This is a genomic window from Demequina sp. TMPB413, from assembly GCF_020447105.2.
In the GTDB taxonomy this organism is placed as follows: Bacteria; Actinomycetota; Actinomycetes; order Actinomycetales; family Demequinaceae; genus Demequina.
Map to the genome: position 1 here is coordinate 2,602,202 of NZ_CP096184.1, position 16,951 is coordinate 2,619,152.

At 67.7% G+C, this 16,951-nt stretch carries 11 protein-coding genes; 7 read left to right on the forward strand and 4 right to left on the reverse strand.

Annotated elements, in window-relative coordinates:
* Nucleotides 1–36 precede the first annotated feature (36 nt).
* Nucleotides 37–1,044, forward strand: coding sequence for an IS481 family transposase (locus LGT36_RS12595; protein ID WP_248642061.1), 1,008 nt, complete (start codon nt 37–39; stop codon nt 1,042–1,044).
* Nucleotides 1,045–1,077: 33 nt separating this feature from the next.
* A complete protein-coding gene (locus tag LGT36_RS12600; protein WP_226094707.1) occupies nt 1,078–2,700 on the forward strand; it encodes a hypothetical protein in 1,623 nt (540 codons plus the stop codon).
* Here LGT36_RS12600 and LGT36_RS12605 read toward each other — a convergent pair.
* The 3 genes from LGT36_RS12605 to LGT36_RS12615 form a co-directional block, all read right to left on the reverse strand.
* Entirely contained in the window at nt 2,697–3,134 is a 438-nt protein-coding gene (locus tag LGT36_RS12605) for a DUF4190 domain-containing protein (RefSeq protein ID WP_226094709.1), read from the reverse strand. The genes LGT36_RS12600 and LGT36_RS12605 overlap by 4 nt on opposite strands.
* A gap of 76 nt (nt 3,135–3,210) precedes the next feature.
* On the reverse strand, nt 3,211–4,548 hold the full coding sequence (locus tag LGT36_RS12610; RefSeq protein ID WP_226264498.1) for an MFS transporter: 1,338 nt from the start codon (nt 4,546–4,548) through the stop codon (nt 3,211–3,213).
* 144 nt (nt 4,549–4,692) lie between these two features.
* Nucleotides 4,693–5,283 (reverse strand): hypothetical protein, encoded by a 591-nt coding sequence (locus LGT36_RS12615; protein ID WP_226095271.1) that lies wholly within the window; start codon nt 5,281–5,283, stop codon nt 4,693–4,695.
* A gap of 194 nt (nt 5,284–5,477) precedes the next feature.
* On the opposite strand from LGT36_RS12615, the gene LGT36_RS12620 reads away from it, so the two are divergent.
* The 4 genes from LGT36_RS12620 to LGT36_RS12635 all read left to right on the forward strand — a co-directional run bounded on the left by LGT36_RS12620 (nt 5,478) and on the right by LGT36_RS12635 (nt 15,095).
* Nucleotides 5,478–5,759 carry a DUF1778 domain-containing protein gene (locus LGT36_RS12620; protein ID WP_226095272.1) on the forward strand — a complete coding sequence of 94 codons (282 nt, stop codon included), beginning with the start codon at nt 5,478–5,480 and terminating at the stop codon, nt 5,757–5,759.
* A 9-nt stretch (nt 5,760–5,768) separates the two neighbouring features.
* A complete protein-coding gene (locus tag LGT36_RS12625) occupies nt 5,769–6,302 on the forward strand; it encodes a GNAT family N-acetyltransferase (RefSeq protein WP_226095273.1) in 534 nt (177 codons plus the stop codon).
* A gap of 85 nt (nt 6,303–6,387) precedes the next feature.
* Nucleotides 6,388–8,292 carry a hypothetical protein gene (locus tag LGT36_RS12630; protein ID WP_226095274.1) on the forward strand — a complete coding sequence of 635 codons (1,905 nt, stop codon included), beginning with the start codon at nt 6,388–6,390 and terminating at the stop codon, nt 8,290–8,292.
* 242 nt (nt 8,293–8,534) lie between these two features.
* The gene (locus LGT36_RS12635) at nt 8,535–15,095 is read left to right on the forward strand and encodes a DUF4011 domain-containing protein (RefSeq protein ID WP_226264499.1); all 6,561 of its coding nucleotides are present in this window, start codon (nt 8,535–8,537) and stop codon (nt 15,093–15,095) included.
* Between the two features lie 133 nt (nt 15,096–15,228).
* Here the strand turns inward: LGT36_RS12635 and LGT36_RS12640 are convergent, their stop codons facing one another.
* Complete coding sequence (locus tag LGT36_RS12640) at nt 15,229–15,462, reverse strand: HIRAN domain-containing protein (protein WP_226094997.1); 234 nt, start codon at nt 15,460–15,462, stop codon at nt 15,229–15,231.
* Nucleotides 15,463–15,702: 240 nt separating this feature from the next.
* Between LGT36_RS12640 and LGT36_RS12645 the strand changes: the two genes are divergently transcribed.
* Complete coding sequence (locus LGT36_RS12645) at nt 15,703–16,944, forward strand: ATP-binding protein (RefSeq protein WP_226094998.1); 1,242 nt, start codon at nt 15,703–15,705, stop codon at nt 16,942–16,944.
* The last annotated feature ends 7 nt before the right edge of the window (nt 16,945–16,951 follow it).

Consider the following 16,951-nt stretch of genomic DNA (forward strand, 5'->3'; position numbering starts at 1 on the left):
CACTACGACCGTTCTGACCAAAAGGACCTATCCCTCATGCACCACGCTAATGCCCCGCTCACTGCCGAAGGCCGGCTGCGTTTGATCCAGCGTTGCCAGCACCGTCCGATCGCTCACGTCGCCGCCGAGGCGGGGGTATCGCGGGCGTGTTTGTCGAAGTGGAAATCCCGGTTCGATAGCGATGGTTTCGCCGGGCTCGCAGATCGATCTTCGGCCCCGCATGCGCGCCCCACGATCACCGCGCCCGAGGTTGTGGAGCTGATCGAGACGTGGCGGCGCGAGCATCACTGGACAGCTCGGGCGATCCGCCGCGAACTGGTCGCCCACGGCCACGTTGTGTCACTGGCCACCGTCGGTCGGTGGCTGAAACGGTTGGGGATCTCAAGGTTGCGGGATCTGGACCCTGACGGGTCCACCAACCGGGTCGTGGGCACCATCACGGCACGTTTCCCCGGTCACATGGTCCACCTCGACGTGAAGAAAGTCGGCCGCATCCCCGATGGTGGTGGTCATCGTATCCACGGCCGCGGATCCGAGCAGCATCGCGCCACCGAGCGAGCCAAAGTCGCAGGCGCCAAAGCCGGCTACGTGTTCCTGCACTCGATCGTCGATGGGTACTCCCGCCTGGCCTACACCGAACACCTGGCCGACGAGAAAGCGTCGACCACGATCGGCTTCTATGCCCGCGCCCGCGCATTCTTCAAAGCGCATGGCATCGAGCGGGTCGTGACCGTCGTCACCGACAACGGAGCCAACTATCGGGCCAAAGACTTCATCCGGACCATCGCCGCGACTGCGTCCCGGCATCAATACATCCGTCCCTACACGCCCCGACACAACGGCAAAGTCGAACGCTACAACCGGATCATCGCGAACGAGTTGCTCTACGCCCGGATCTGGCTATCCGAAGCACAGCGCGCGGCCGCGATCGAGCGCTGGAACATCCACTACAACTACCATCGTGACCACACTGCCATCGGGGACCGGCCCCCAGCCTCACGACTCAAAGCCCGCGTCACCAACGTCATGAGCCAGAACAGCTAGTCCGCACAACCCCGCACACGCTAGTTTGCGTTCATGGGGGAATCGCCAATGCGCCAGGCACTCCGATGGCTCGCGCATCCGGTGTCGCTCGTGGCGCTGGCTGTGATGGCGCTGAACGATCACGTCCTCAAGGAAGCGTTTAGCTCTTGGTGGACCGGAAAACTCTCAGACGTGGCGGGTTTGGTGTTCTTCCCCGCGTTGCTGGGAGTACTGCTCGCGGGGGCAGCGCAGGTCGCGTCCGTGCGGGGTCGGGTCCGATCGGAGGCGGCATCGGCCGCGCGACTTCCCGTCGTTGCCGTCGCAGTGACCGCCGTGGGTTTCGCCTGGGTCAAAGCCACCCCGAGCGGCGCCTCTGCGGCATCTGACCTGCTGACTGCGGTGGCCGGCCACAGCGTCGTACGCATGGACGTCACCGACCTGCTCGCCTTGCCCGCGCTCGGTTTGGCCCTGTGGGCGTCGGGCAAGCGCTCCGCGACGCCCGGAGGCGCACACGGCTCCGAGCCGGACCAACGAGCGCTCCGCCGTCGCCGAGCAGTGGGGGCTGCCGTCTTCCCGCTGGCCGTCTTGGCGTCGGTGGCTACCGGCGCGACTCCTCCACACGCCGTGGTTATTCACGACGGCACCGACGCCTGGGCCGTCGGTCCGGGCCAGTGCGATGTCGCGCCGTGTGGGCCGTACGTCATGGAGGAGGGCGAGTGGGTGGATGCCCCCTCGTTCGAAGCCGACGGACGCCAACGTGAGATGTGCTCCCCCGATGAGCCAAACCGGTGCCTGCGCACGGTGCCCGGACGCCTCGCGGTGGAGGAAACGCGCGACGCAGGCGCGACGTGGACGGACGCGTGGGCTGCTGGCGAGGACGACGTCAAGGCGTTGCGGGATGCCTACGCACTTCCACCGGACGAGCCGCTGGAAGCCACTGGAGTCGCCTTCGTCGGGCCGGATGAGGCGGGCACGACTGATATCGAGGCCGTCGCGACTCTTGGACGCGACGGACTTCTGGTGCTCTCCAAAGGCGGCAGTTGGGAGCGGCGAGGATTTGCCGACCTCGAGTGCTGCTCCGCCTGGCCCCTAGCCGCATTGCCCACGCGCTGGATGCCGTACGGCGCTCTCGTGCCGCCCGCGGTGGCATGGGCGATCGCCGCGATGGCGTCGACTAGTGCGCTGATGCTGGCGCTGGCACGACGGCGCCTGGTGAGTCGCGAGGAGCACACCCCTTCACCGCGTGTCCGCCATGCGACCTGGTGGGCTGGAGGCACTGGCGCGTCTGCCGCTATGGCCGCGATCGCGTCGGGTCCGCTTGGGTTCAACGGGTCCGTCTACAGCGACCAATGGATGGTCCACCAAGCCCTCTCTGTGGTCTCCCTCTGCGCTGCGGTGCCGCTCGCTGTGATCGCGTTCTCCGTTGCGGGAGGTTGGACGCGTCGCCTGCGGTGGCGCCTCGCCCTTCTCGCAACCGGAGCCGCGGTCGTGGTGGGGGCGCTGGTCTATGTGGTGCCGGGAGATGGTTGGGCAGACGCGCTTGTCGGCCTCGTCACTGGCCTCGCGGGAGCAGTGGCAGGAAGCCGATTGCTTGCGCACGTGGCCGTGGCGTGGGGCCTGAGCCCCTTCCCGAGCAAGCCAGTGCCTGCGGAACCGCCTGCGCAGCCGCCAGCCTAGATCAGGAACAAGAACATCCACTTGATCAGCAGCGAGAACACCACGGCGATGATCGCGCACACCAGCCCGGCCGTCGCAGGCCCGCGGCCCACCGGCCCGTAGCCGTGGCGCTCGAACTGGTTGGCGTTCTTCAGGCCCACCGACGCGAAGATGATGCCAAGGATTGAGGGCACGAACAGCGTGTTGATGAACAGGGCGACGATGCCGAGCACCAGTCCTGCAGTTGCGGCGCCATTCGAGATGGTCCCGGCGGAGGGCACGGCGTAGGCGTGCTGAGGGTAGGCGCCCTGGCCGGGCATCGGGTGTGCCGAGTAACCGGGAGGAGGCGCGATCGACTGTGGTGCCATCCCGGCGAACGACGGCGGCGGGGGTGGAGCCGGGAGCGACGGTGGCGCCGCGTAGGTGGGCGGCTGCTCGGGCGGGAAGTCGGACATGTGCACCCCTCAGTAGTCACTGTCGCTGCCCACCGAACGTAGCACCGCTGGTTGTGGCGCGACCAGGACCCTCGAGTCACTGCGCGCGTCCGGCCTCCGGCAGCCCCGTGCCCACGACCGCCCCCGCCACGCCCAACGCGGCGAGCAGCAGCAGCGCGAACTCGTTGCCCAGCGCGGCCAGCGCCGCGGTGACCGCGCCGACGGCCAGCAGCAGCACCCCCATGATCGTGTTGGCCACCGCCACGTACTGGGTGCGCTGATCACCTTCGGCGATGTCCACCACGTACGTCTTGCGCGCCAGCCGCGTCCCCACATGGACCAGGGCGAGCAGCAGGTAGGTGGCGGGGGCAAGCCACACAGCGTCGCCGACGCCGGGGAGGGCGAGTAGGCCGAGGAATGCCACGATCACCGACGAGGCCGCAAGGGCGGCGCCGATCATGAGTCGCCGGGAGGATCTGTCCGCGAGCCGGCCGAACACGCGCCCGCCCACCAGTCCCGCCACGCCTTGCGCCATCACGAACAGGCCAAGCGAGGACAGCCCCGACTGGCCCTGCTGGACCCCTAGGCCCACCACGAACGGCGGGCTGAGCGCCGAGACAAGCAAAAGGGCCCGCGCGACAACAAACCGCCGGAACACCGCGTCGGACCGCCACAGGTGTACGGACTGCGAGGCCCAGCCGGGCTGGTCGGCGTCACCGTCACCCCCAGCGTCGGCCGTATTGCCGTCCGCCGCCGCGACCTCCCCGGCGGGCTCCCGGATGGTCCCGTAAATCACGGCCGCCACCACCCACGCGAGCGCCGCCGCGCCCAGCAGCGCGGCGAGCACCCCGGCCCCTAGGCGGTCGCCGCCCCAGAGCCGCAGCGCGAGGCCGAGCGTCAGCGCCACGGCGGACGATGCCACGGTGGTGACGCCCTTGATCTGGCCCCGCTGCCCCTTGGGCACGGTGCGGCCCAGCACGTCCTTACCGGCGAGGGAGCTGAGCGACCGGGCCAGCGCGAACACGGCCAGGGACGTCAGGACGCCCACACCTGCGACCCAGCCCGACGCGGTGGCCGCGACGAGCGCTAGCCCCGCCGTCGCCAGCGCCTGGCCGGCGGCTCCCGCGACCCAGACGCCCTTGCGTCGGCGCCGCGACCGCACCCGCGGAGCCCACGCGGCCTGCGGCAACATCGACCCCGACTCGCGGATGGGCACCAGGAACGCGACGAACGCCCCCGGCGCGCCCAGCGCGTTCAGCAACCACGGCAGCACCGTCTTGGCGTTGACCACCTGGTCGCCCATGGACTGCAGCGTCTGGGCGCCCATCTGGCGCAGCGCGTTGGTGGCCACATGTGGCCGGGCTTGCTCGCTGAGGCTGTCGATGTCGGCGTCGTCGCCGCGGACCAGGCGTTGGTAGATCGATTGGGAGGCCACGTTTCATTATGGCCAGGCGTTGGGGCGGACGACGCTGGGGTGGGGTGGGGCGCGCGATGTCGGGTTCCGTATCGGGCATTTAAGCCTGAGCTGAAATGCGAAATTCGGTGAGGCGGCGCCCGTGCGGGCCTTGCCGGGAAGAGGCTAGGCGGCGAGACCCAAGCGGGTGCGCGGGGGGACAGCGCGCGGGGTGGCGTCAGCTGTCGCGGGTGCAGGTGCCCTGCGGTCGGTCGCAGAACCACCGGCCGACGCTGTCGCGACGGTCGCGGTGTCGCTCAGTACCCCGCGCGGGCGGTCCAGCCAGATGACATGCCCAGCGACGGCAGTCAGTTGGCGGGAGGTCTGATTCGAGAGGCAGGCAACGGTGGTGTCGACGCCGGCGTCGGCGAGGGCGCGGAGGGGCTCGCGCAAGATGTGCGACCCGCTGGCGACGACCGCCTCGTGGTAGCGGCTCGCGATGAAGTCCGCGTCCTCGAGCGCGGTGCACAGTGCGAGGTCCGCGCCGTGACGGCCCGCTCGTACGAGTAGCCGCGCGAAGGGTGCGAGCGCCTTGACGGTGAATGCCCAGTCGGGCGTGACGGCGATGATCAGGTGGTCGGTGGCTTCGCGGAAGCTTACGGCGCCGAGTGATCCTGCGATGGCGAACTCCCAGCGCGCCTTGCTCGCTTTGCCCGGGCGGCAGCCGAGGAGGGTCTGAGCGTCCACGGCGATGAGGCGGCGAGGTGTGGAGGTCATGGCGATCACCCTTCGTTGGGTTTGTCCCGGGACTGCCGCCTCGGGCTTCGTGTAACGAAACGATAACAAACAGATAACGGAAGCACAACGACGACGCGATGGTGAGTGCGAAACTCGGAGTGATCGCGACTGATCTGGTGGGCGTTCGGTGCCGTGCCGTACACTGTCCGTACACCTGGCGAAGGGGAGCCCGCATGTCGCACACCACAAAGAAGGATCAGCGCTTTGAGTTCCGCACCACCGCCGCCGACCGCGAGTTGTTTGCGCGTGCAGCCGACGCCGCAGGCACGCCCGTCTCGACGTTCGCCAACGAGCAGTTGCGCATCGCCGCGCTTCGCGTGCTCGCCGATCGCACCGAGTTTGTGCTCTCACCCGTCGAGGCCGCGCTGTGGGACGAGATGTGCGAGCGGCCCGCGCGCGACTTGCCCGATGTGCGCGCGCTGCTCTCCGAGCCAAGCATTTTCGTCACCGAGTAGGCGGCTGCCATGACAGGCCGGGCTGGGGGTGCGCCATCCTATGTTGCACCCTCTCTGCTGCGGGGCGACCACGTTCTCGACGGCTTCCGCTCTCGTTCCACCGAGCAAACCCAGTGGCTACTGAAGCAAGCCCCCGGATCCCACGGCGGAGGATTCACGCGCACTTTCGTGGTAGTGGAGAGCGGCGAGCCCGACGTAGTGGCGTACTACGCGTGGACGATGGGAGCGATCAGCTTTGAGGCCGCTCCGACGCGCGTCGCTGCCGGCGGTGGGAAGCACGCAGTGCCGGTTGCGCTGCTCGCGCGCCTTGCGGTGGATCAGCGTCACGAAGGCCACGGGTTAGGCAGGGCGCTACTTCGAGATGTGGTCGCACGGACTCTTGAGGTGGGGAGCCGCATCGGGTGTCGCGGACTGCTGGTGCACTGTGAGACGGAGGAGGCGCGAGAGTTCTATCTGCGGCACTTGCCGTCGTTTGAGCCAAGTCCGAGCGACCCGATGCACCTGGTGCTCCACATGAAGGACCTGCGGCGGGCGGTGGGGTAGCGCTTCGTCACGGTTCGGTTGCGGTGCATTGCGGCTTGGCCTCAATGCCTGCCATGCCTGGGCAGAGTCGCGCTAGTTTGCGTTCATGGGGGAATCGCAATTGCGCGCGACGCTGAGGTGGCTCGCACATCCGGTGTCGCTGGTGGCCATTGGCGTACTGGTGCTCAACGATCACGTGCTCAAGGCTGCGTATGGCACGTGGTGGACGGGCAAGCTTTCCGACGTTGCCGGCCTGGTGTTCTTTCCGGCGCTCGTGGCGGTGGCGCTCGCCGCGGTGGCCCGGGTGCTGCGGCGGCCGGAGGTGCGCCAGCTTGACCTGGCCGCGGTCGCAATCACGGGCGTGGGCTTCGTATGGGTCAAGGCGACGTGGGCGGGAGCCGCGACGGCGTCGGCCGTGCTGAGTGCGATCGCCGGACCCAGCGTCGTCCGCGCCGACGTGACCGACCTGTTGGCCCTGCCCGCCCTGGGCCTCGCCGCGTGGGTCGCGGGGCGCTCGCGAACGCAAGGTAGCGCGCGTCGCGCTCGGCTCAAGAACTCGGTGACCGTCGCCGTGGTGCCGCTGGCGCTGCTCGCATCGGTCGCGACCTCCGCTTCAGATGACCCGCACGCCAACGTGGTGGTCGACAACGAGGGGGTCACGCAGGCTTATGTCTCTGGTGTCAATGAGCACTACGAGACCGTGCGCTTCACCTATGAGAACGGCACGTGGCACGGAGTGGGCATCGAGTCGGTTCGGGCCGAGGACTACGGCTACGGGATTCCGATCCCGAATCAGACTGAGGACTGCGTCCCTTCCGATCCGTCCGAGTGCTTCCGAGCGATGACGGGGGCGACTGGTGTGGAACGGAGTGCCGACGGTGGTGCGACCTGGGACGTTGACTGGCAACTCACCCCTGACCAACTGGAGCAATTGGAGCACGCATATGGCAAGGCGCCTTCCGACTTTGTGACCAACGGCGTGGGCGTGGTCGCCACGAACACCGGGTTTGTGGTGATCGCGGGCAACGGCACCGACGGATTCGCGGTGCGCGACGCGAAGGGCGCCTGGGAGCGCGTCGGCTTTGAAGGGATGCCTTGTTGCGCTTGGGCGAAGACGGCCGAGCTCGGGACAGTCGACACGCTTACGGAGGTTCACGCCTTCCCCGTGTGGTTGCTGTTGGGTGTGGGCCTGGCGGCCCTTGCGGTGCCGTTCGTGGGGATCGCGCTTCGGCACAAACACGAGTTCGCTGCACCCATCAGCCTCACCGCTGGGGAATGGGTTCTCTACGGTTTCGGCGCGCTCTTTGGCTTCATCATCATCGGAGCGAACTCCAACTATGGCCCGCTCACGCGAAGGCCCGTGTCGAGCGACGCGTTCATGATGCTGCCGGGGGGCGCAACGGTGTTGGCGCTGATAGTGATCGTGGTGGCAACTGCGGGGCTGCTCAAGCCGTGGAGAAGGGCCGCCACAATCTGGGGCTGGGTCCTCGGCGCGATCGCTGCAGGCGCCGCCTCCGCGTTGGTGCCGGGCGGCATCTGGCTGCAGTCTGCGGCTGCTGTCGCAGCGCTGGTGGCGGTCTATGCGGCGTACGTTCCTTGGGCTCGACGGAGGTTGGTCGGGTCGCAGGCTCGCCGGGTCCGGGCCGGCGCGCCTACCTGGACACAGGACGATGCTGCGGCCTTGAGGGGCGTCGGCCATGGCAGCGAGCCGACGCCACCGCATCAGGTGTTCGCCCGGGCAGGCTACCCACAGCCTGGTTACCCGACGACGGCCCAACTCGAGGTGAGCCTGGGGCGGCTTGTTGCCTCTGGACTGGTGAGGTTCGCGGGCGTCGGCCAGTTCAGGGCGACCCGCGAAGGCCGCAGGCTGATACAGCACGGAAGTCGAGGCGAAGAAGACGCCGTCCCGCACGAGCTCGACGCGACCCTCGCGGCGCTGCGCGAAGTGCCGTGCAGGGACGGGCGCGTGCGCATCAGCGGGGAGCTGTACGACCAGGCGGTCAGTCTGTGAACCGGCGCTACATGCTGGGCATGGTGGACGCGATGCGTACGGCCAGCCAACTCACCCGCGAGGTTCGGGAGTGCGAGATCTCGGTGGAGGGCGACGAGGCTTTCTTGTGAAGCGGACCACGCATCAGGATCAAGGACTGGTGGCCGTGGTTGCGCTTGATGGAGATCGCTGGCGCCCGTCTAGGTCTAGGCCAGGTCGCCAGGCCTCGATACAGTGGCGCCACCGGCTGATGAGGGGTGCTGATGATTACGGGTCGCGCGGCGGTCAAACTGAGCCTTGAATGTGTAGTGGAAGGCGCTCGTACATCCATCGATAGGGCGCTCGGTGCTCAGACCAAACACGGCGACTGGGTCGCCATGTTGGAGATGCGCGACGAGGTCCGCACTCGCCGTCCCCAGCGCCACGACGCGAGCGACCCCGCATTGATCCTTCGGGTCCTCACCGAGGAGTGGCGTTCCTTCACACCCGAACTGAGCTTCGAGCAGCGTGCTCTCGCCACCGAACTGCGTTCGGCCGCGACTCGCTGGTCGCACGGCGAGGCGTTCGGCCGGGCCGACACGCATCGCATCATCGACACCGCCGCGCGATTGCTTGACTCGCTCGGCACGGAGGCGGCAGTACTCGCGGCTGCGGCTGCTCGGAGCCTCGCACCCCAGGTCGAAGGCGATCCCGTTGACGCCGACGCGGTGGACGTCGCCCTGATGACGGATGAGAGCGGCGCCATCGAGGCCGTGCTCACCGACGCGGAGCTCGAACGCGTGCTTGACGATTGGCGCGAACGCACCGCTTTGGGCGAGATGCGCGTGGCGCTCCCGAACCTTGAAGTACACCTCACGTTCCAGACGGCCGTGAACTTTGCCTTGTCCCACAATGGTGTCTCGCCCCTGGTAGATGTCACGGTGACGAATGCATCGGGCGCGGACGTCGAGGTCTCCACGCTGGAGTTCGTGCTCGCGGCGGGCGAGGGAATCGACCTTGGCGCCCCGCTGGTGCTCGGCCCGCTCAGCGTGAGCGCCGGTTCCGAGCGGCACATCCCAGTTCCGCTGCTGCGGTGGCCATTCCCTTCGGCCACGCTTGCCGCGATCGACGAGGCACTCAACGCCACGCTGCGGGTGACTCTCACGTCGGCCGATGGCAGGGCCGACGCGGAGGGCACCATTCGCCTTCTGGCGGCCGACGAGTGGTGGGCAGGTGCCATTCCGGAGAGCCTTGCGGCGTTCGTCATGCCGCGCGACCCCGGCGTCGAGGGGATCGTGCAGGCCGTGTCCGCGCGCCTGGCGAGCACCACGCGCGACGGCACACTGAACGGCTATGAAGGCGGCGCGGAGCGCGCGATCGCCATCACGAAGGGCATCTGGGACGAACTCATCGCGCTCAAGTTGTCACGTCAGCGCGCGGCGGAAGGCGGCTCCTCCGTGGCGCGGCGAGTTCGCCGCCCCAGCGTGGTGCTCGAGTCTGGGCGGGCGACGGACCTTGAGGCCGCCACGATCTTTGCATCCGTGGCGGAGGCTTGCGGGCTCAACCCGCTCATCGTTTCGGGTAGGCGCCGCGCGCTCGCTGGCGTGATGATCACCGACAGCCAGTTGCCGCTCGTGGCCATCGAAGAGGGATCCACGGTGCAGACCTTTGTCGACTCCACGATCCTGTGGCCGGTGGACACCAATGAGGCTCTCGCGCAGTCCGAGAGGTCGTTGGACGTCGCTGTCAAAAGCGCTCGCGACTGGATGCGTGAGTCTTCGCGGGAGATCGACTTCATTCTGGACGTGCGCCGGGCTCACCGCAGGGTGCGGCCGCTGCCAGTGATCCGGCGCATCGATGGCGAAGTGGTCGTGGAAGTGGAGCGACAGGCGGCGCGCGCCATCGAGCACCACAAGAACGACGCGTCGGCCTACGAGTCACGCGGCGTCAGCTACCCGCCTCGCGTCGCATCGTGGCGCAACGCGCTCCTTGACCTCACGTTCCGCAACCCGCTGCTCAACATGCGCACCCACCGCGCGGGGCTGGACCTCGCGATACCGCCTGGATACCTGGGCAGGTTTGAGGACATGCTCGCCAAGGGGGCGTCGTTCACCGTGGGCACGGCCGACGACGTCAATGCCCTGAGCAGGGCGAACGGCGTGGAGTCCACGCAGGACCTGCCAGCCGATCAGCTCGCGTCCATCATGGAGGGCGAGCACCTGCTGTACTCGCAGGTGACGTCCAGCCAGTACAACGGGCGCGTGGTGGGCTTGGCGCGCAAGGCCAAGACCGTGCTTGAAGAGACGGGCGCCAACAACCTGTACATCGCCCTCGGCTCACTGGAGTGGGAGGACACAGGACGCAAGGCCAAGGCGCCGCTATTCCTGATTCCCGCCACCATCAAGGTGCGGCGCGGCCAACTTGCCAAGATCCAGATCGAGGACGGTGCCGTCGCTGTGCCCAACCAGTGCCTCCTGGAGAAGCTGCGGGTGTCGCATCAGCTGGTCGTGCCCGCGCTGGCCAGCCCGTTGGAAGACGGCCACGGCATCGACGTAGACGACGCTCTAGCCCAATTGCGCTACGCCCTGTTGGACGCGGTGTTGGACTTCAAGGTCTCGGAGACCGCGCACCTTGCGGTGTTCCAGTTCTCTACGTTGCAGTTGTGGCAAGACGTGAGCGACAACTGGCAGCACTTCTTGGGCAACCCGGTGGTGCGCCACCTCGTGGAGACGCCTACCGACACCTTTGTGGACCCGGTGGCGGAGCCGACGATGGACGCGCAGGCCGAGGTGACCGAGGCGCTACCGGTCTCGGCTGACGGCTCGCAGATCGAGGCCGTGCGGTGGGCCGGGGTTGGCCGATCCTTCGTGCTGGAGGGCCCTCCAGGAACCGGCAAGTCGCAGACCATCACCAATATCATCGCCAACAGCCTTGCCAAGGGCAGGCGCGTGTTGTTCGTTGCCGAGAAGCAGGCGGCTCTGGACGTCGTCAAGCGCAGGCTCGATGCTGTGGGCCTCGGCCCGTACTGCCTTGATCTGCACGGGCGGAACCAATCGCCCACGGATGTGCGCGCGCAACTACGCGCAGCGATGCACGCCCAGGTCAGTGGCTCGGCGAGCGTGGCGGAGGCGCTGTCCGCGCAGCAAAGCTCCCTGGTGAGCACGCTGGACCGCTATCCCAAGCAGCTGCACGAGCAGGGTGCTGCTGGTCTCTCCGCATGGGAGGCATCGCAGGTGGCGCTGGCGCTCGAGGGTTTGGTGCGGGACGCTGAGGTGCCCGACGTCTCGCTCGCCATTGCGCGGGACGGCGAGGCGTTCGCATGGACGGCAGAGGCGGCCCGCACCTTGGGTGAGGCGGTCCAGGATCTCGGCGCGCGCGTGCAGCGGCAGGCCTGGAACCTCGCCGGAACGCCCTTGCGCGACGGCGCGGACCGCGTGACGCTCGGTGCCACCGCGGAAGGCGTGGCTCGTGCTGTAGCGGGCCTTGGCGACGGGCCCGAGCGTCGGCTCGTGGCTCAAGCGAGGTCCTACGACGAGTTTGACGTGGCGCTTGCGTTCGCAGAGCATGTGGCAGCGGGCCGCGGGCTGGACCCTGACCTGGCGGGCCCGCGCGTGGGTGCAGCGTGGCCGCAGGAAGCGGCGCGGCTCCGCGAGCAGGTGGAACAGGTGCGCACGGGCGCAAGCCAGCTACTGAGCGCGGCCCGACCCGAGCTGCTGCACCACCCCGAGCTCGAAGCGTGGGCCGTGGCTTCCCACGAGGCCGACCGCAAGTGGCTCAAGGGCCGCCGACGCAAGGCTCTGATTGCTCGCATGGCCGGGGTGCTCACCGAGGCAGGAGCAGCATCACCCGCTTCGCTCACCGCGGTGCTCGACGCCGCAGTGACGACACGTGCCTCTGCAGCGAAAGTACGGGCCGAAGCGCAGTCCCAGTTGGGCGTGGAACTCCCGCCCACGTGGAACATCCTCACGCCGCAGGGTGCTGACGAGTTCTGGAATCACGTGGAGGCGCTGTACGCGGCGGCGGGTGTCTCCCGCATGACCGACGCGGCGCGCGACGCCGCGCGGGACTTGCTGCGCGGCGATGCGCTGCCGCTCGCGCAGGCAACCACCGGCGACTCGTTCTCGTTCGGCGGGAGTTTGCTCGGCCAGGTGGCGGGTGCCGGTGCAGGGGCTTCCGCGGCCGAAGCGTCGGGCGAGGTCTCGCCGCAGGCGTCGGCTGGAGCGTCGGCCGCCACCGCGCTACGTGAGGCGTGGAAGTCTCTGCTCGAAGCGCTCGGGTCGAGACCGTCTGACGTGGCCCGTTGGATGGGTGACGACACGGTGTTGGGCGCGCTGGAGCGGGACCTGCCGGAGTGGCGCAAGGACGCCGACGGCGGCGCATTGGTGCGGCTCAGCAGGTGGGAGGCGGTGCAGTTCGAGGCGCGCCGGCTCGAAGATGTGGGCGCGGCCGAGTGGGTGGCCGAGGTGCGTGCTGGACGCATTCCAGGCGAGGACGTGGAGTCGTCGTTCAGGTTGGCCGCGGCACGTGCTGTGCTGCAGGAGCGACTCGAGGCTGCGGGCATGGTGGGCTTTGACGGTCGCCAGCGTGAGCGTCAGATCGAGCGGTACGTGGAGGGCACCGCAGCAGTGCGCGAGGCGCTAGTGACGGAGCTGCCGGCGGGGATTGTGCGGGCCAGGAGCTTCACGTCGGACAGGCTGATGGGCCGCGTGGGCGAGCTTGACCGCGAGTTGGGGCGCAAGCGCGGCGGCATGAGCGTGCGCCGCATGCTGACGGAGTACGGCTCCGTGATCGGCGAGGTGACGCCCTGCCTGCTCATGAGCCCGCATTCGGTGGCGCGCTTCCTGCCCCCCGGTGCGATCGACATCGACGTGGTGCTGTTTGATGAGGCGTCGCAGATTCGCGTGGCCGAGGCCGTGGGCGCGATGGGTCGCGGCAAGTCCGTGGTGGTGGTGGGCGACTCCCGCCAGATGCCGCCCACGGAGTTTGGCGGCAGTGACATGTTTGGCGTGGAGGAGGACGACGAGGACGACGCCTTTGCGCCAGTGGATCAGGAGTCCATCCTTACCGAGGCAGTCGAGTCACGCTTGCCGCGGCTGTGGCTTTCGTGGCACTACCGCAGTCGCGACGAGAGCCTCATCGCGTTCTCCAATCGCTACTACTACGAGGGCAGGCTGTCGACCTTCCCCTCCCCGCCTGGGGGTCGCGACGATGTGGGTATCTCGTGGCGTCACGTCAACGGCCAGTTTGAGCGCGGCAAGCGGCGCGTCAACCGAGCGGAGGCCGACGCCGTGGTGGCGGAGGTGCGCGCGATACTGGCGGCCAAGCCCGCAGCGTCGATCGGTGTGGTGACGTTCAACGTCGAGCAGCGGGACTTGGTGCTTGACCTGCTGGAGGCAGCGCGTGACGAGCGGGTGGACGCGGCGTTGGCACGGCCTGAGGACCCGCTGTTCGTCAAGAACCTAGAGAACGTGCAGGGCGACGAGCGAGACGTGGTGCTGTTCACGCTTGCGTTCTCGCCGGACCCGGAGACGGGAAAGTTGCCGCTCAACTTTGGCCCGCTCAACCGCGCGGGAGGCGAACGTCGGCTCAACGTGGCCATCACGCGTGCCCGCGAGCGAGTGGTGATCTTCTCCTCCTTCACTCCCGAGCACATCGAGCTGGACCGTACCTCCTCCACCGGCCTGGAGCACCTGCGGGATTACCTGGCCGTAGCCGCGTTTGGCTTTGACGGCGCGCTCGCCATGCAGACGGCGGAGCGGCGCGACCTTCACCGCGCCCGCATTGTCACGCGACTTGAGGCGGAGGGTCTGGAGGTGCGTGCGCAGGTGGGGCTGTCGGACTTCTCGGTTGACCTGGCCGTGCGCGCGCCAGGGCGCGGTTGGGTGGCTGTGTTGCTGGACACCCCCGAGTGGGCTGGCCGCAAGACGGTGGGCGACCGCGAGTCGCTCCCGCCCGCAATCCTGTGTGGTTCCATGGGCTGGGATTCCGTGGTGCGGGTGTGGCTACCGTCGTGGGTCTATGAGCCCGACGCAGTGGTGGCCTCGGTGCTGGCGGCCGCGCGGGGTGAGCGCGATGAGGCGGGCGCTCGCGAGGCCGACGAGGCGCCTGCGGAGGCAGAGCCCGTGGCCGCGGATGTCGCGGCGCATGAAGAGCCTGCCAACCATGGCGAGGCGGCGCAGCAGGACGACGCTGAGGACGGCGCGGCTGACGCTGCAGACTTCGACGCCGCGGACCCGGAGCACTTGGCGACGCCGGAACTGCCGGCCGACGGGCGCCTCGAGGTGTGGCGCGAGGTGGACATGGGTGGAGTGAACCACATCACGGTGCACGATCTAAACCGCCTGCGATGGCCGACCTGCTACGGCCCGGTGACGGCAGTGGCGGACCAGATTGTGGCCGCGGAGGCCCCGCTGAGCCTTGACCGTCTCATGAAGCTCATCGGCCTACGTGCTGGCCTGAGCCGTGTAGTGGAGAGTCGCAAGGCGATGATCCGGCCGACCATTCGCTCTGGCTTGGTGCACTCGACGGTGCTGGGCGAGTTCGCGTTCCCTCAGGGCGTGCAGCCGCACGAGTACCGCAGTTTTCGGGTGGCGGCGCCTGGGGAGCGCCGCGAGCTCGCGGACATCGCGCCGCACGAGATCCTCAACGCCATGAAGGACGTGGCAGTGACGGGCCACGGCGCCGTGGCCGAGGAGGTGCTCAAAGAGACAGCGCGTCTGTTCGGATACACCCGACTCACGGCACCTGTGCGCGAGTTGCTAGCCAAGGTGCTGGACATCGCCAAGACGGCGGGTCTGGTTGAGGAGGTTGACGGGCGCGTGTTCGCGGTCGAGGGAGACGGGTAGGGCCAGGGAGGTCTTGTCGCGCACAACAGCGCGTTCGACACCGGGGCACCACTCACGGATGCTCACGCGGCCCTCGCCGACGCTGAGACCACAGCCGCGTTGCTGGCCGAACTGGTGGTGAGGAGCGTTGCGCCTAGCTTCGGACGGCGTCGATCCGGCACAGGACCTTGACGTGATCGGGCGCGTCAAGGTTGACCCGCTCGGCAACGACCGCCAAAGGCCACCCGGCTTGAATCAAGTCGTGGACATCCGAACACAGCCAGTCAGGCACGTAGCCCACCTTGCGATCGTCAGCGGTGTTGATGAGCACTGCACACGGATTACCGGGGCTGGCCTCATCAAGGCGGAGGTCCAGGCCAGTAGCCATGGAGCAACCTCTTCTGATTCGCTTCAAGTAACTGGACGATCAACGTACGCCTTACCTCTGGCACTACCGAGATGGGTACCACCGGGCATGTCCTGACGACGACAAGCACGACGACGACGAACACGACGATAAGCACGAGCACGAGGACTACAGCGGGACACTGCGGCGAATCGGCGAAATAACTGCGGCGAATCGGCGAAATAACTGCGGCGAATCGGCGACGAGGAGTAGGCTCACCTCATGACTGACAGCGTCGCGAGGTACGTGGCTCCTCGGGTGCACGAGGCGCTCGATGACACACGGATTGTGATCATCCAAGGCTCCAGGCAAGTGGGCAAGAGCACACTCGCTGCAACGATCGCGCGCGAGCGGAACGGACGCATCGTCACGCTCGATGATGACGCCGCCCGCTTTACCGCCGAGGCCGATCCTGTTGCGTTCGTCGCTCAGCATCCCAACGGACTCTTGGTGATCGATGAGGTCCAGCGTGCGCCTCGACTCAACCTCGCACTCAAACGAGCGGTGGACACGGACCAGGCACCCGGCAGGTTCCTCTTGACTGGTTCTGCGGATCTTCTGCGGCTGCCCGGTACCGAGGACTCTCTCGCAGGCCGGGCCGAAAGCATTGAACTGTTTGGCTTCTCCCAGGGCGAGCTCATAGGCCACGTTGAGCAATTCATCGATCGCCTCTTGTCCGGGAAGCCGTTTGCCAGCTACACGTCCAGTCTCAACCGGACCGACTATATGGAGATTGTTGAGCGTGGCTCATACCCCGAGGCGCTGAGCCGCACGACGTCGCGTCGGCGCAGCCAATGGCTAGGCAGCTACGCCACACGCGTGACAACCAGGGACGCGGAAGATGTCTCGACGCTGAGACATCTCTCCGAGTTGCCGCGCATCCTGAAACTCGTGGCCACTCGCACCGCAACCGAGCTCAATGTGACCTCGGTCGCCTCAGACCTTGAAATGCCACGCCGAACGCTTGACCCCTACTTGGACCTGCTCGACACTCTCTACCTCACTCAGCGCATCCCGGCTTGGCATACGAATCTCACCAAGCAAGTGGTCTCCAGACCCAAGATCACGCTGCTCGACACCGGGCTTGCCGCCCACTTGCTGGGCACTCAAAGTGGAGCTTCCCTTGCCGCCGACCGAGCAGGTCCACTGCTTGAGACTCTGGTCGCGGGCGAGCTAAGGCGGCAGCTTGGGTGGTGTGACGAGTCTGCGGAACTGTTCCACTACAGGGACCGTCATGGCGCCGAGGTCGACTTCATCCTCGCCACACCCGACGGGCGCATCGCCGGAATCGAAGTCAAGGCGGCGTCTGGAGCGAATGCGCACGACGCTCGCTGGCTGGCGATGCTGCGTGACCGTCTGGGCGACAGGTTCGTGCGGGGGGTGGTGCTCCACACCGGCAGTTCCGCGGGCTCGTTGGGGGACCGGATCACGTCGGCCCCCATCGACCTCCTGTGGAACGCGTGAGGGGACC